The 15,471-nt window shown below is 57.7% G+C and carries 12 protein-coding genes and 1 tRNA gene; 1 reads left to right on the top strand and 12 read right to left on the bottom strand.

Annotated elements, in window-relative coordinates; genetic code table 11:
- Positions 1 to 4 precede the first annotated feature (4 nt).
- The 8 genes from IPM27_09710 to IPM27_09675 form a co-directional block, all read right to left on the bottom strand.
- Positions 5 to 2,461: a heavy metal translocating P-type ATPase gene (locus IPM27_09710; GenBank protein ID MBK9161818.1), complete on the bottom strand. Its 2,457-nt coding sequence runs from the start codon at positions 2,459 to 2,461 to the stop codon at positions 5 to 7.
- Between the two features lie 14 nt (positions 2,462 to 2,475).
- Complete coding sequence (locus IPM27_09705; protein ID MBK9161817.1) at positions 2,476 to 3,030, bottom strand: FixH family protein; 555 nt, start codon at positions 3,028 to 3,030, stop codon at positions 2,476 to 2,478.
- A gap of 27 nt (positions 3,031 to 3,057) precedes the next feature.
- Complete coding sequence (ccoG, locus tag IPM27_09700) at positions 3,058 to 4,497, bottom strand: cytochrome c oxidase accessory protein CcoG (protein MBK9161816.1); 1,440 nt, start codon at positions 4,495 to 4,497, stop codon at positions 3,058 to 3,060.
- 516 nt (positions 4,498 to 5,013) lie between these two features.
- Positions 5,014 to 5,994 carry a c-type cytochrome gene (locus tag IPM27_09695; GenBank protein MBK9161815.1) on the bottom strand — a complete coding sequence of 327 codons (981 nt, stop codon included), beginning with the start codon at positions 5,992 to 5,994 and terminating at the stop codon, positions 5,014 to 5,016.
- Complete coding sequence (locus IPM27_09690; protein MBK9161814.1) at positions 5,991 to 6,203, bottom strand: CcoQ/FixQ family Cbb3-type cytochrome c oxidase assembly chaperone; 213 nt, start codon at positions 6,201 to 6,203, stop codon at positions 5,991 to 5,993. Before IPM27_09690 ends, IPM27_09695 begins: the two co-directional genes overlap by 4 nt.
- Positions 6,196 to 6,993: a cytochrome-c oxidase, cbb3-type subunit II gene (gene ccoO / locus IPM27_09685; protein ID MBK9161813.1), complete on the bottom strand. Its 798-nt coding sequence runs from the start codon at positions 6,991 to 6,993 to the stop codon at positions 6,196 to 6,198. The genes IPM27_09690 and ccoO overlap by 8 nt, the downstream gene beginning before the upstream one ends.
- A gap of 12 nt (positions 6,994 to 7,005) precedes the next feature.
- Positions 7,006 to 8,400, bottom strand: coding sequence for a cytochrome-c oxidase, cbb3-type subunit I (gene ccoN / locus IPM27_09680; GenBank protein MBK9161812.1), 1,395 nt, complete (start codon positions 8,398 to 8,400; stop codon positions 7,006 to 7,008).
- A 260-nt stretch (positions 8,401 to 8,660) separates the two neighbouring features.
- Positions 8,661 to 8,751, bottom strand: a tRNA-Ser gene (locus tag IPM27_09675).
- 52 nt (positions 8,752 to 8,803) lie between these two features.
- Here IPM27_09675 and mltF point away from each other — a divergent pair.
- Positions 8,804 to 10,189, top strand: coding sequence for a membrane-bound lytic murein transglycosylase MltF (gene mltF / locus IPM27_09670; GenBank protein ID MBK9161811.1), 1,386 nt, complete (start codon positions 8,804 to 8,806; stop codon positions 10,187 to 10,189).
- On the opposite strand, the gene IPM27_09665 is transcribed toward mltF, so the two are convergent.
- From IPM27_09665 to IPM27_09650, 4 genes are all read right to left on the bottom strand, one after another.
- Entirely contained in the window at positions 10,190 to 10,972 is a 783-nt protein-coding gene (locus IPM27_09665) for a two pore domain potassium channel family protein (GenBank protein MBK9161810.1), read from the bottom strand.
- An 8-nt stretch (positions 10,973 to 10,980) separates the two neighbouring features.
- A complete protein-coding gene (gene serS, locus IPM27_09660) occupies positions 10,981 to 12,336 on the bottom strand; it encodes a serine--tRNA ligase (protein MBK9161809.1) in 1,356 nt (451 codons plus the stop codon).
- Between the two features lie 17 nt (positions 12,337 to 12,353).
- Positions 12,354 to 14,051: a hypothetical protein gene (locus IPM27_09655; protein ID MBK9161808.1), complete on the bottom strand. Its 1,698-nt coding sequence runs from the start codon at positions 14,049 to 14,051 to the stop codon at positions 12,354 to 12,356.
- Positions 14,052 to 14,120: 69 nt separating this feature from the next.
- On the bottom strand, positions 14,121 to 15,467 hold the full coding sequence (locus IPM27_09650; protein ID MBK9161807.1) for a replication-associated recombination protein A: 1,347 nt from the start codon (positions 15,465 to 15,467) through the stop codon (positions 14,121 to 14,123).
- Positions 15,468 to 15,471 lie beyond the last annotated feature (4 nt).

Here is a 15,471-nt window from a genome sequence, read left to right as displayed (position 1 = left end):
TTGTTTATCCCTTGAACAGGTTGCGAATACGCGCCGCGTTCCCGATCACCAGCAACGAGCTGATCGGCATGGTGATCGCGGCCACCAGCGGCGTCACATGGGCCATCATTGCCAGCGGAACCATGATGCTGTTGTAGACGAACGACAGGCCGATGTTCTGCTTAATGGTACGCAATGTGCGCCGCGACAGCAACGTTGCCAGACGGACCTTGTCGAGCTCGTTCTGCATCAGCACGATGTCCGCGCTTTCCACTGACACATCCGTGCCGGATCCCAGTGCGATTCCGACATCGGCACGAATCAGGGCCGGCGCATCGTTGACACCGTCACCCACCATCGCCACGCACTCCCCGCGCTGTTGCAATTGCTGGATGACCCGATCCTTGTCCTGCGGCAGCACTTCGGCGATGACCTCCATTCCGCCCAGTTGACGCGCGATGGCGTCTACCACCGGCTTGCGGTCTCCGCTCAACAGGGTCATGCCGATACCGGCCCCGCGCAGGGTATTCACCAGGCTTTGCGCATCGGCACGCAGCGTATCCGCCAGCACGATGACGGCGGCATGTTGCCCGTCCACTGCCATATGTACGCAGGTCTTGGCCTGCTCTTCGAATTCCGCGCGCATCCGCAACAGGTCGCCTTGCAAGGTGACCTCGTGTTGCCCTAGCCATTCCGATGTCCCCAGCAAAATGCGCCGACCATCGGACTCGGCCTCCACACCGGCGCCAGCCGACGCATGGAATCCGCGCACCGCGATGTTGCGATAGGGCAATTGGCGTTCATCGGCGGCCCTGACGATGGCCTGGGCCACGCTGTGCTCCGACAAGCGCTCGATTCCTGCCGCCAAGGCCAGCAGGCTGTCCTCGTCCCGTCCGGATGCGGCAATCACCTGCTCGGTGCGCATCCTGCCTTCGGTCAGCGTGCCGGTCTTGTCGAATACGAAATGCGTGACCTTGGACAGGGTCTCCAGCACCACACCATTCTTCACCAGAATGCAGTGCTTGGCCCCCAATCCGGACGCGACTGCAATCGACATCGGCGTGGCCATGCCCAACGCGCAGGGGCAGGTGATGATCAGGACGGAGGTGGCTGCCATCAATGCCATCTCGAAATCTGCTGACCAGATATAGAACGTGATGCTCGCGCAAACCAGAGTTGCCAGCACGAACCATGGCACGATGCTGTCGGATATCCTCTGGATCGGCGCCTTGGACGACTGCGCCTCTTCAACGAGCCGAATGATCTTGGCCAGCATGGAGTCCTGCGATGTCGCCTGCACCTCGATCACAAGAGCTCCGCTACCATTCAGTGTGCCCGCCGAGACATGGTCGCCGGTTTGTTTCCTTACAGCAACCGATTCGCCACTCAGCATCGACTCATCGACCGATGATCGCCCCTCGCAAACCAGACCGTCCATCGGGATCTTGCTGCCAGGCTTAACCAGTACGCGCTCCTCCAACTGTATCGCACGTACCGATATGATCTTTTCCTCTCCATCCCGCAGTACGGTCGCCACACGCGGCTGAAGATCCATCAGGCGACTGGTCGCAGCCACCGCCTGATGACGGAACATGCCCTCCAGATAGCGGCCGATCAATATCACGAAGGTCAGATTGGTTACCGTATCGAAATACACCTCGCCGGCTCCGCCCAGTGTTACGTAAAGCGAATAGGAGTAAGTAGCCGACAGACCGAGCGCTATCGGCAGGTCCATGGTCAACCGCGCGTTGCGTAAACCGCTCCATGCACCCTTGAAGAACGGGAATCCGGAATACAGCAATGTGGGAGTCGCCAGCGCACAGGCCATCCAGTGGAAAAAGTCCACGAATTGCCCCCTGTCGGCACCGCTGTAGAGCGCGATCGCGATCAGGTTCAGGTTCATCATGGCAAATGCCGCGAAGAACAAACGGAACAGTATCGCGCGGTTGGCCTTTTTCATCGAACCTTCGGCGACTTCGGGATCGTATGGCACACCTGCATAACCTATGCTGGATAACTGGCGGATCAGGCTGGAAAGCTTGACGCCTCGGTCATCCCAGCGCAGATGCAAGCGCTTGCCGGCCATGTTGACGTTTGCCGTCAGCACGCCGGGAATTCGCATCATGCCGCGCTCGATCAACCAGACGCAGGCGGCACAATGGATTCCTTCCACCAGCAAGTGCGCATCGCGCAGCTCGCCCTGACGATTGACGAAGTCCTGTTGCACCTCGTCAAGGTCGTACATTTCTATGTCTCTGGGGGGGGTGGGGGGAGGCGCCAGAAGCGTGCCTTGAGGCGTACGCTGATAATAGCCTTGCAGTCCGGCCTCATAGATCGCTTCGCACACCGACTGACAGGCAAAACAGCAGAAGTCGCGCAATTCTCCCTCGAGTCTGCTGTGGTAATCGGCATCGGCCGCGATCGGCAAGCCGCAATGGAAACACCCTGCATGAGCAAGGTCGCCGTCTTCAGTATGCTGCATTCAATTGATCGCGGTTACTGTTTTGGAATGGCTACAAATACCTTTTGCTCCATGTGGAATTGCCGATCTTCTAGCTTCGCCCTGATGAGAAGATCCCAATTGCCCGGCCGCGGAAACTTCAGACTGCCTTCATAATGCCCGGCTGCCGCCTCATACATGGAGCCCTTGAAATCGAAAGCAGGATCAGCCGGCCATTGTGCGTCGACTTCCACTTTCAAACCATGCACCGGTTGCCCATCGTGGTCATTCAACGCCAACTTCAAATCCGCCGGACTGGCCAGGAGAATAAATCTCGCCGCATCAGGCGTGGCCATGCTGTCGTTCTGCAATTGGTGGGACGAATGCAGCTTGGCCTGCCAACCCAGCGTGGATCGCTCCGCCTGCTCCTGCACCCACTTTGCGTCGTACTTGTTGTGCGCCTTGACGTTGTAGTTGTCGTCAAGCAGGCGCATCGGATGATGCAGCGCATTCCACAGAAAACGCCCGTTGACCAACACCCCGGCAAGTATGATCGCCAGCAGCCCGAATACCCACGGATTGCGCCAGCCTTTGTGTTTTTGTGAAATCAAGGCAATCTCCTGTACATAGTTTCCCGGTCAGCGCTTGGGAGCGTTGAACATGGTGTCATATTCCGCTGTCATCGTCGGATCATCCACGTTCACCACGCGGAATTTGAGCTTGGTCACTTCCTGCGCGACATTCTCTGCCGGCGCCCTGACGAACACGGTAAACGCCGTCGCCTTGCCGTGGATCGCCAATTGTTTATTGTCTGAATCGACGATAACCTGATCCCTGATACCGCCCTCTGCGCTGACCTTGACGTAAACATCCTTGTCGGTCTTGTTCAGCACCTTGAAGGTGTATTTGTTCTGGATCGATCCATCGCTCATGAGCACATACAGCGGCTGCCGTTCCGGCGCCACCCTCAGCGTCAGTGAGCCCAGATGGGTCAGGCCCCAGATGATGCCGAGCAGCGACACAAAAATAATGCCGATGTAAACCCATGTCCGCGGATGCTGGTGAAGCTTGTGCGCCGGCCGTCCTTCCATTTCTTCCAGCGAAGCATATCGTATCAGCCCGCGTGGACGCCCAATCTTGTCCATGATCGAGTCGCATGCATCCAGACAAAGGCCGCAGGTAATGCAGCCCAACTGCTGCCCCTCGCGGATATCGACGCCCGTTGGACACACCTGCACGCACTGGAAACAATCGATGCAATCGCCCAACTTGCCATCTTCGGCACTGGCTGCACCACGGCGTATCCTGCCGCGCGGCTCACCACGCTTCTCGTCGTAGGTGGGAAATATGGTCTGCGCATCAGCCATCACGCCCTGGATGCGGGCATAGGGACATAACCACAGGCAGGTCTGCTCACGCAGGAAACCCGCCAAAAAATATGTGCCCAAAGTGAATGCAATCAATGTCGACCATTCCAGCAACGTCAGATTGAACCTCACCAGATCGTGCCAATACTGAAATGCATCTTCCAGCCAGACCGTAACGCTGATTCCAGTGAAGATGGAAATGGCTATCCATATGGCATGCTTACTTGCCTTCTTGAGAATCTTGTTGCCATTCCACGGGGCGGCATCCAGCTTATGCCGGGCATTCGGTTGCCCCTCGATTTTCTCCTCGACCCATGTGAACAGATCGACCCATGATGTCTGGAAGCAGAAATAGCCGCAAAACACACGCGAGGCAACCGAGGTGATCGCAAACAGGGTCATCGCCAGCAGCAGCAACAGCAATGAAACCATCCAGATGTCCTGCGGCAGGATAGTGAGACCAAAGATATGGAATTGGCGATTATTGACATCCAGCAACAAGGCCTGCCTGCCATCCCAGCGCAAATAGGGAGCGAAGAAGAAAATCAGCCAGAACGACTCGGTAATGTATTTCAGGGTTCGGAAACGGCCCGGCATGCGTTTGGCATGGATGGTCTTTTCACCCATGTTGACCGCCCATTCTTCATGTTCGCGGTATAAACCCGTAACGCTACCCACCTCCGAATTTGATTTCTGTACCGGTTCGCTCATGCCCGCTCCTGATGGTTTTATGACGCCCTTATGGCTGGGCGCTCAATATATAAGCTAATGCTAAATAAGTCCAATATTACGACTCGAAGCCTTCTTCGTTCTTCATGGCAACTCGTTGCATGAGCGCTGGCTCTTTTTTCAATGCCGTATAGCGCCGAGAGCCGAAAGATTAAACAAAGATGACTTGCTATGAAACAACGCATTTCAGCGCAGCCATGTAAGTAAATCCCTGCCTAAACTCTACCCTCAAGAGAAGAATTTACGCAGGGGCCACCTGAAGGCCATTATCCCGGAATGAAAAAAGGAGGAGGCTAGCCTCCTCCTTCCCTGGTCCGGCAATATTACTTATCGCCAGACTTCTTCTTGGAATTGAAGTACAGCCAGACCAACGCAGCGATTACCACAGCGAATGCGCCTGCCGTGCCGATCATCAAGCCCCAGTATACAAAGTCTTGTGACATTTTGATTTCCTTTCAAAAACCTGCACGGCTTATCGCCGTGCAGTCAAATGGACATTTACTCGGCAGCAGGCGCCGATGCAGCGGCTACCTCAGACGCGACCTCGACAACAGGAGCCTCGACAACGGGAGCTGCATCCGCCTGGCCACCACCGAACTTGTGAACGTAGACAGCCAGCTTCTTCATGTCGACAGCGGAAAGCTTGCCGCCTTCAGTGAAGTTGGGCATGACTGCGACACGCGCATTCGGATTGCCGGAATTCACGCCATACTTGATGGTGTGCTTGATGCCTTCCACAGAACCGTCAAAGCGCCAGACCTTGTCGGTCAGGTTGGCCGAACCCATGGCCTGCACGCCCTTGCCGTCTTCGCCGTGACAAGCTGTACAGCCGCTCGCCGCAAACAGCGGCGTGGAAGCCGGCTCACCCTTGGCGATAGCATTGGCCAGCGTGTCGATATCAGCATCGGACACCATGCCTTCGTGTGCCATCATCATGCCCTGACGGCCATTCTGGATGGACTCATGGATAGCGTCGATGGAGCCGCCAAACAGCCAGTCGTCGTCGAGCAGAACCGGCGCCATCAGGCCCTGTTCACGCATGGCGAACTTGTTGCCGGACTGAATCGTACCCACGCCGTTCTGACCATGACAACCTGCGCAATTGTCGCTGAACAGCACCTTGCCGGAAGCCTGCGAGTACTTGGTCATCTCATCGTCCGCCAAAATGGCGGCCGGCGTCATGTCCTTCAGCTTTTCTTCCCACTTGCCACGGTAGTCGTCCAGAACCTTCTGATCAGCTTCCAGCTCCTTGATGGCGGACCACTGGCCGGAACCTGGCAGACCGACACCCTTCCAGAAGGTACCGTTTGTTGCCAAGGGAATGGATGGATACATAATAAAATAAACCACCACCCAAATCGCACTGGCCGTCAGACCCAGCATCCACCACTTCGGCGGCTGATTGATCAAGTCGCCCAAATCATCATCCCACACATGCCCCGTGGTTGGCACACCACCGGAGTTTTGATTGTCACTCATTTTTTTTCTCCCGAATTGTTGTAATCGTCCTCATCCCGCAGGGCCATATCGCCCTGCGAGTTGAACGCATCCTTGTTCTTAGGATTGAACACCAGCACATAGACCACAACCATCGCCACAAACGCGGCTACGGTGAAGAACACCCCCAGCCAGTCATTGCGGGTCATCGCTGCCCAATCCGTGTGCAGGTAGTCCATCAGCTTAGTCACGATAGTTCACACCTTCTTCGAACTTCACGTGATTACCCAAGGATTGCAGATAGGCGATCATTGCGTCCATTTCCGTCTTGCCCTGGAGCTCATCATTGGCGCTCGCGATATAAGCGTCAGAGTAGATGCTCTTGGGAACCGGGTTGAACGGCATCTGAGTCATAACTTCCATCGTCTTGCGGTTTTTCTCCACATCGATCGGATTGTTCTCCAAGAAGAAGAAGTTAGGCATCACGGACTCGGGAACCACATCGCGGGGATATTTCAAGTGCTTGCGATGCCATTCGTCAGAGTACTTGCCAGCCAGGCGCGCGAGATCCGGGCCGGTACGCTTGGAACCCCACTGGTAGGTATGGTCGTACATGGACTCTTCGGCGATCGAGTAATGACCATAACGATCCTTTTCGTCGCGGAACGGACGGATCATCTGCGAATGGCACAGGAAACAACCTTCGCGAATGTACACATAACGCCCAGCCGTTTCCAGCGCGGTATAAGGACGAACACCGTCGCCGGCCTGCCACTCATCCAGCGTCTTGTGTGCGGAGGTGGCAGGATTCCAGACGATCTTGTCCATCGGAATCACGTTGCCGTTCGCATCCTTGTGCTGGGTGCCGTTGAAAGTACCGTCGCCACCAGACATACCGGTGTTTGGCAGATAGAACAGCGGCACGATTTCGACGATACCGCCAACCGCCACCGCAACTGCCGTCAGGACGAACATCAGGAGCGTATTGCGCTCGATCTTGTCCTGGAACTTGGTTGAATAAATATGATCGTGATCAGACATGTTTTTCTCCCCTTATGCTTTAGCTGGCGCAGCTTGAACACCGCGTGCAGCACTTGCCTGACGCACTGTCATCACCACGTTGTACAACATGATCCATGTACCCAGGTTGAAGATCGCACCACCGACGGTACGCATCACGTAGTACGGATGCATCGCGGATACGGATTCAACGAAGGTGTAGGTCAAGGTGCCGAATTCGTCGTAATCGCGCCACATCAGACCCTGCATGATCCCGGACACCCACATCGACACGATATAAATCACCGCACCGATCAAAGCCACCCAGAAGTGCACGTTAACCAGACTCTCGGAATACATCTCGGTATTCCACAGCTTCTTGATCAAGTGATAGATCGCGCCGAAGGAGATCATGGACATCCAGCCCAGAGCACCCGCATGCACGTGACCCACAGTCCAGTCAGTATAGTGCGACAGCGCGTTCACGGTCTTGATGGACATCACCGGACCGTCGAAGGTGGACATCGCGTAGAACGCCATCGCAGTCACCAGGAAGCGCAGGATGTAGTCGGTACGCAGTTTGTCCCATGCACCGGACAGCGTCATCATGCCGTTCATCGCACCACCCCAGGACGGGATGATCATCGCCAGGGACACCGCAGCACCCAGGGAACCAGTCCAGTCAGGCAGCGCAGTGTATTGCAGATGGTGTGCGCCCAGCCAGACATAACCGAAGGTCAGCGTCCAGAAGTGCAACACGGACAGGCGATACGAGAACACCGGACGACCTGCCTGCTTGGGAATGAAGTAGTACATGATGCCGAGGAAACCACCGGTCAGGTAGAAACCAACCGCATTGTGACCCCACCACCACTGAATCATGGCATCTTGCACACCGGAGTAGACGGAATAGGCAGTCACCATATCCACCGGGATCGCCATGCTGTTCACAACGTGCAGGTAAGTGATCATGACGATCATGCCCATGGTGAACCAGTTCGAGACGTAGATGTGCGAAGTTTTGCGGATCGCCGTGGTCATGATGTGGTTCAAACCGAACGACAACCACACAACCGCAATCATGATATCCACCCACCAAGGCAACTCAGCGTATTCCTTGCCGGAAGACATCCCCAGCGGCAGAGTGATCACAGCCAGAACAATGATCAGATTCCAGCCCCAGAAGTTGAACCATGCCAGCTTGTTGCTCCACAGCTTGGTCTGCCCCGTGCGTTGCACGATGTAGTAGCCGGTTGCCATCAGCACACAGCCGCCGAACGCAAAGATCACCGCATTGGTATGCAGAGGACGCAGGCGTCCAAAGGTAATTTCAGCAATATCAAAGTTCAAAAATGGCCACGCCAATTCGGCTGCAACGTACACACCGATCAGCGTACCTACCACTGCATAGATGACAGCCGCGATGGTGAACCACCGGACCACATCCATATCGTACTTTACTGGTGTCGCTTGATTCGCTTCCACAAGTATCTCCTCCCGAGAGCTAAGTTAAAAACGGCGAGCCTTTCACTCGAAAAACAACGCGTGAAACAGCACACCTCTCCATACAGCTTAAAAAGCTGCGCAATAATGGCATACCAGTCAGGGGGGAGTAAAGGGGAAATCAGCACTAATTACGCGCATACCCATCAAAAATGCTCAGGATTAGTGCATGCCGAACATGAAGGCGTAATCAGCAATCTGGCATCTGGCGGAGAGGGAGGGATTCGAACCCTCGGTACGGGGTTACCGTACGCCTGATTTCGAGTCAGGTACATTCGACCACTCTGCCACCTCTCCGAAGGACGCGCATTCTACCAGCAACCTCCGATTTAGTGCAGAATGTCCCCCCATGTGGAATCCGACCCGGCGCTTGCAGGTGATTATCGGCAGCATATGTCTGTTGCTGGCGGGCTGCAGCGAACAGCTTCCCGCTTGGCGAGACGGCCGATTGCTGGTTATCGTACCCGAGGCTTCAAGGGGTGCATCTGCCGAGTTCGAACGAGAGATGGCATTGCTCTTTGGCCAGCATCTGCACACCTCCGTTGAACTGACACCCGTCCCCCCAGACAATATTGACAGGTCGTTGCGCAAGCACCGCGCGCATCTCGCTGCCGCCTCGCTACGCAGCGAGGTCAATATCCACTCGCTGTACTTCGGGCCTAGTTATCAAACGGTGCGCGAGCAGGTGGTATGCAGCCGCGAAGATATCCTCCCGAAGAAATTGACCGATCTGACCAAAGAAAATCTGGCTGTCGTTGCCGGCTCGGCGCAGGAAGTCGCGCTACGCGAAGCTCTCGAAAAGTCGCCTTCGCTGCAATGGCAATCCCGCCTCAATGTGACCGTCAGAGAATTATTGCAGGAAGTATCTGAAGGCTTGCTGGATTGCACCGTGGCTAATGAACTGCAACTTGCCGATGCGCGCAACTATCATTCGAACTTGGCAACAGCCTTCGATATCGGCCCGCCTTCCAAGCTGGCCTGGGCGTTTTCCATGGACGCCGATCCAGAGCTTGTTCGCGAGGTGAAGGTTTTCTTCGCGCGCATCCAGAAGGACGGAACGCTGAACCGCTTGCTGGATCGTTACTATGGGCACAGAAGCCGGTTGCACTCGCTTGATGCGGCCGCCTTCATCAGTCGCTATGAAACCATACTGCCGCGTTACCGCCACCTGTTCGAGGAGGCTGCCGCTGTCACCGGCGAGGATTGGCGCCTGCTGGCGGCGTTGTCCTATCAGGAATCGCAGTGGGATCCGCTTGCCACATCCTTTACCAACGTCCGCGGCATGATGATGTTGACCGATGCGACGGCGGACCAGATGAAGGTTCGGAACCGGCTCGATCCGCGCGAAAGTATCATTGCTGGCGCAAAATACCTGGTATGGCTCAAAGAACAGATGCCGGCACGCATCCCCGAACCGGATCGCACCTGGCTGGCGTTGGCCGCCTACAATCAGGGTTACGGGCATCTTGAAGATGCGCGCGTCCTGACCGTTCGCGCCGGGCTCAATCCGGACAACTGGGTGGACGTCAAGAAATGGATGCCCAAACTGAACCAGCCAGGTTATTACGAGAGACTGAAATACGGATATGCGCGTGGCGGCGAGGCGGTGATCCTGGTGGAAAGCATCCGCAGCTACTACGACATACTCAAACGTCTGGAGTCCGATCAAGCGTCGGACGCGTCGGAATCGGTATCTTATCGACTGATAGAGCCGCTTAGAAAGCTATTGGACTAACTAGTCGTTCCGGTTATTGCGCTGTTCCAGCAGACGCTCGATACGTTGCAACCGCATGGAAATATCCTTGAGCGCCCTGTCCGCCTGTCTTTCTTCCTTCTCCACACGTTCCACATCGCTCCCCACGAAAAATGCCGCCAGGTTGGCAGTCAGCATGGACAGCAACACCACCCCGAACAGCACCACCAGGGAGGCGAACAACCGCCCCGCACCGGTGTGCGGCACCACATCACCGTAGCCCACGGTGGCCATGGTGACCCATGCCCACCACATGCCGTCCCACACATCGCCCACCGAGGGATCGATGCGCGACATGATGATACCGGACAGCAGCATGGTGACGAACGCCACGACCAGTGTCGCGCCGAGATTGTGTTTGGAAAGCAGCTTGCGCGCCGACTTGGACATGCGCACCAGCAGCGCCAGCACCAGCAGCAAACGCAGGCTGCGCAGCAACCCTGCCAGCGGAGCGTATTCCCAGAACGCGGGAAAACCGCCGATGATGATGGCGAGGTTCAGCCAATTGCCAAGCAAATAACCCCGCTTGTTCCCGACATGCCGGGTGAGTATCCAGGTCTCGATCAGGAACGCGAGCCACACCAGCCAGTCGGCAGTACGCGCCACGGTATGCGAGAGCGTACCGGTCTCTTCCAGATACCACTGCACCACGATCCAGAGCGCCACCGCCACCATCGGCCATTCCAGCCGGAGAGCCCATTTTTTCGCCGCTTCGGTCTCGTTCTCAGGAACGCCTGCGATGCCGAGTAGATGAACGACTCTCATTTTGCGTCCTACTTGGAAAGTTTCTCCATGCCACCCATGTACGGGCGCAGCACTTCGGGGATAGTCACGCTGCCGTCGGCATTCTGGCAATTCTCAAGGACTGCGACCAAGGTTCTGCCCACCGCCAGCCCGGAGCCGTTCAGCGTGTGCAGCAGTTCCGGCTTGCCAGCGGCGTTGCGGAAGCGCGCCTGCATGCGGCGCGCCTGGAAGGCTTCGAAATTGGAGCAGGAAGATATCTCGCGGTAGGTGTTCTGCGCCGGCAGCCACACTTCGATGTCGTACGTGGTCGCGGCGGAAAATCCCATATCGCCGGTGCACAGCTTCACCACGCGATACGGCAGGCCGAGCTTCTGCAGGATGACCTCGGCATGGCCGAGCAGCGCTTCCAGCGCGGCATAGGAATGGTCCGGATGCACCATTTGGACCAGTTCCACCTTCTCGAACTGATGCTGACGGATCATGCCGCGCGTGTCGCGTCCATACGAACCGGCCTCGCTGCGGAAACACGGCGTATGTGCAACGTACTTCAGCGGCAGTTTTTCCAAGGGCACGATCTCGTCGCGCACCATGTTGGTCACCGGCACTTCGGCGGTGGGAATCAGATAAAACGATTTGATGGATGGAGTAATACCTTCCATATCATCTCGCGACATTGTCGTTATATCGCGGATCGTCGCTGCAACGCCGGCATCGCCAGATACTATCTTGAACAGATCCTCTTCGAACTTCGGCAACTGCCCGGTGCCGCGCATCGAATCGGCGTTTACCAGATAAGGCACATAGGTCTCGGTGTAGCCGTGCTTTTCTGTATGAGTATCCAGCATGAACTGCGCGAGTGCGCGGTGCATGCGCGCCAGCGGGCCTTTCAACAGCGAGAAGCGCGCACCGGCGATCTTGGTGGCGGTCTCGAAATCCAGCCCGCCCAGTCCTTCACCGATGCTGACATGGTCCTGCACTTCAAAGTCAAATTTCCTGGGCTCGCCGAAACGATGCGTCTCGACGTTGTCCGCTTCCGAGTTGCCGACCGGCACGTTGGCATGCGGCAAATTCGGGATCACTGCGAGGAAGGCGTCCAATTCGGCGAGCACTTGCGGCAGTTTGGCTTCCAGTTGCTTCAGTTCATCGCCCAGCGCCCCCACCTCGGCCATGATGGCTGTCGTGTCCTCGCCCTTGGCCTTGGCCTGCCCGATCAGTTTGGAAGTCGCATTGCGCTTCGCCTGCAGCTCCTGCGTGCGCGTCTGTATCGTCTTGCGCTCGGCCTCCATCTGCTCGAACCGTCTTGTATCCAAATCAAAGCGACGCTCGTCCTTCAAGCGACTAGCTACGTTATTCAAGTCATTACGTAATGTCTGTATATCCAGCATATCTTATCTCTTCAGATTCATTCAGTTTTCGCGCGGATCAGGAATGGCCCCAGCACCAAGGCATCCAGCCTGGCCGCCTGGAATGCGAGGATCGCCTCTTCGGCAGTACGCACGATGGGTTCCTCGTGCATGTTGAAGCTGGTATTGATCACGCTCGGCACGCCGGTCAGCGCGTAATACCCCTTGAGGATGTCGTAGTAGTCCGGATTGTCCTCGCGGCGGATCACCTGCGGACGCGCCGTACCATCGACATGCACCGCCGCGGGGATGTTCTTCTTCGCCGTATCCGAAGCATCATAGGTAACCGTCATGAAGCGGGCGGAAACATGGCCCTCGTTCCAGTCCGGAAAATATTCCCCGGCCTGCTCGTGCAGGACGACAGGCGCGAAAGGCATGAACTCGGTGCGCGCGAATTTCTTGTTGAGCCACTGGTTGATGCTCGGGTCGTGGCAGGGCGCCATCACGGTGCGGTTGCCCAGCGCGCGCGGGCCGTATTCCATCTTGCCATCCGCGCGCGCCACCACCTTGCCGTCGGTGAGCAGCTGCGCGGCAGCTTGCGCCAGATCTTCCGGCTCCTCGTAATTCACGTTGAGCTTTTGTAACGCCTGCAATGCGTTCTCGCGATTGATCTCGGTGCCCAGATAGACCTGCCCCAGTTCGGGATGCAGACCGCCACGCAAACGCGACAGCGCCTCGAATGCGGCGCCGGTCGCCAGCCCTCCGTCGCCCATGTTGGGGTGGACGTAGATATTCTCGACCCCCGGCAACGCAAGGATGCGCTGGTTCAGCTTCACGTTGGAGAACACCCCGCCGGCCAGCGCCAGTTTGCTGACCTTCAATTCGGCCACATGATCCTGCACCCACGCGCAAATGAGTTGCTCGGTGTAAGCCTGCAACCCGGCGGCGATGTCTTCGCGCGACAGTTCGCCGCATAGTTCCTGCACCACCACGCGTCCCATCGGCGAGACCGGCCGTAACGGCACGCGCGTCAGCTTTGCATCGAACAGCGCATCCCAGTCGGCAGGGTTGGTATGCGCCATCAGGCGCGACAGGAACGGTTCGGGATTGCCGAAAGCGGCCAGCCCCAGCACCTTGCCCTCATGGCGCCCCGCGATAAAACCCAGATGATGGGTGATGGCGGAATACAGCAGGCCGATGCTGTTCAGGTAGGGCAGATGCGTGATCTCCTGCAACTTTCCGTTCGCGCCTACCCATACCGACCCCCACGAAAAATCCCCCGCGCCGTCCAGTGTGATCACGCCGATGCGCTCGTCGCCGAACGGACAGGCGTAATAGGCGGAGGCCGCGTGCGCCAGATGATGTTCGACCGTCTGCGTCGGCTTGCCGGCCAGCACGCCGGCCGGCTTCCTGCGCGGACGCAATACCCGCACATAACGCTCGAACTGGTGTTTCCAGTAGAACTTGTTCAGTTCCGGCTCCTGCTTGCGCAGGGCGGATATCCGTCTGAACAGCCTGTCCAGATAAGGTTTCTGCTCCCATCGCGACAGGCTGGCCAGCGCGACCATGTCGACATCCCGCTCGCTCACCCCCGCGATGGACAACACTTCCGCGATGGCCCCGACCGGATAGGCATTATCCCCCTTGATCCTGGAGATGCGTTCTTCTTCCACAGATGCAACGAGCTTGCCATCGACCAGAATTGCGGCGGCGGAGTTGTGTTCGCGCCGGTTGCCGTTGATGCCGAGAATGATCATAAAAATCCTGTAAAAATATTCTGTACTGCGTGAAACATCCGCTTCGTAATTATCGCTACAGCCCCCGCACTACCCGCCAGAATCCTTCCTAGCGACCGTGTCCGGCCCACCCGCCTGCGCATCCATCTCGCGAAGCCTTGCCAGTTTTTCGGCGATCTTCGCTTCCAGCCCGCGCCCGGTCGGCTCGTAGAAACTCACTGCGGGCATGCCATCCGGGAAGTAATTCTCGCCCGCCGCATATCCCTCCGCTTCATCGTGCGCATAGCGGTAGTCCTTGCCGTAATCCAGTTGCTTCATCAGCTTGGTCGGTGCATTGCGCAGATGCAGCGGCACTTCGCGCGAACCGTCCTGCTTGACGAATGCGCGGGCGGCATTATACGCGACGTATCCCGCATTCGACTTGGCCGCGACGGCGAGATACAACACGGCCTGCGCCAGCGCCAGCTCCCCCTCCGGCGTGCCGAGACGCTCGTAGGTCTGCGCCGCCTCGTTGCATATCTGCATGGCGCGCGGGTCGGCCAGCCCGATGTCCTCCCAGGCCATGCGCACGATGCGCCGCGCCAGATAGCGCGGGTCGGCGCCGCCATCCAGCATGCGCGTGAACCAGTACAGCGCCGCATCCGGGTTGGAGCCGCGCACCGACTTGTGCAGCGCGGATATCTGGTCGTAGAACGCCTCGCCGCCCTTGTCGAAGCGGCGCAGGTTCTGCGCCAGCGTGGCATCGAGGAAGGCGATATCGATGTTACCCACCCCCGCAGTCGCGGCAGCGGTCTGCAACTGTTCCAGCACGTTCAGCAGGCGGCGCGCGTCACCATCCGCATAACCGACGATGCGCTCCCGGGCGGCCGCATCGAACGCGATATCGGGCAATGCCGCCAGCTGCGCGCGCGCGAACAGCTCGTCCATCTCGGTTTCCGACAATGACTTCAGCACGTATACCTGTGCCCGAGACAGCAGCGCGCCGTTCACCTCGAACGAGGGATTCTCGGTGGTCGCCCCGATGAAGGTCACCAGCCCGCGCTCGACGAACGGAAGGAACGCATCCTGCTGCGACTTGTTGAAACGGTGCACCTCGTCCACGAACAGGATGGTATGGCGTCCGCGCTGTTGCAGCATGAGCTCGGCCTGGGCGATGGCATCACGGATGTCCTTCACCCCGGACAGCACCGCCGACAGCGGCACGAACTCGGCATCGAAGGCGGACGCCATCAGGCGCGCCAGCGTGGTTTTGCCCACGCCCGGCGGCCCCCACAGGATCATCGAATGCAATTTTCCGGATCGGAATGCAAGGCGCAGCGGTTTGCCTTCGCCGAGCAGATGCACCTGCCCGATGACCTCGTCGATATGCCCGGGACGCAGCCGCTCGGCGAGCGGTGCGGCGGGCGAAGCGGATTCAAAAAGATTGCCGGTGGACATATGG

Source organism: Nitrosomonadales bacterium (genome assembly GCA_016716325.1).
GTDB lineage: Bacteria > Pseudomonadota > Gammaproteobacteria > Burkholderiales > Gallionellaceae > Gallionella.
Note: the sequence above shows the minus strand (reverse complement) of the source record. Positions and strands in the feature narration are given on the sequence as shown.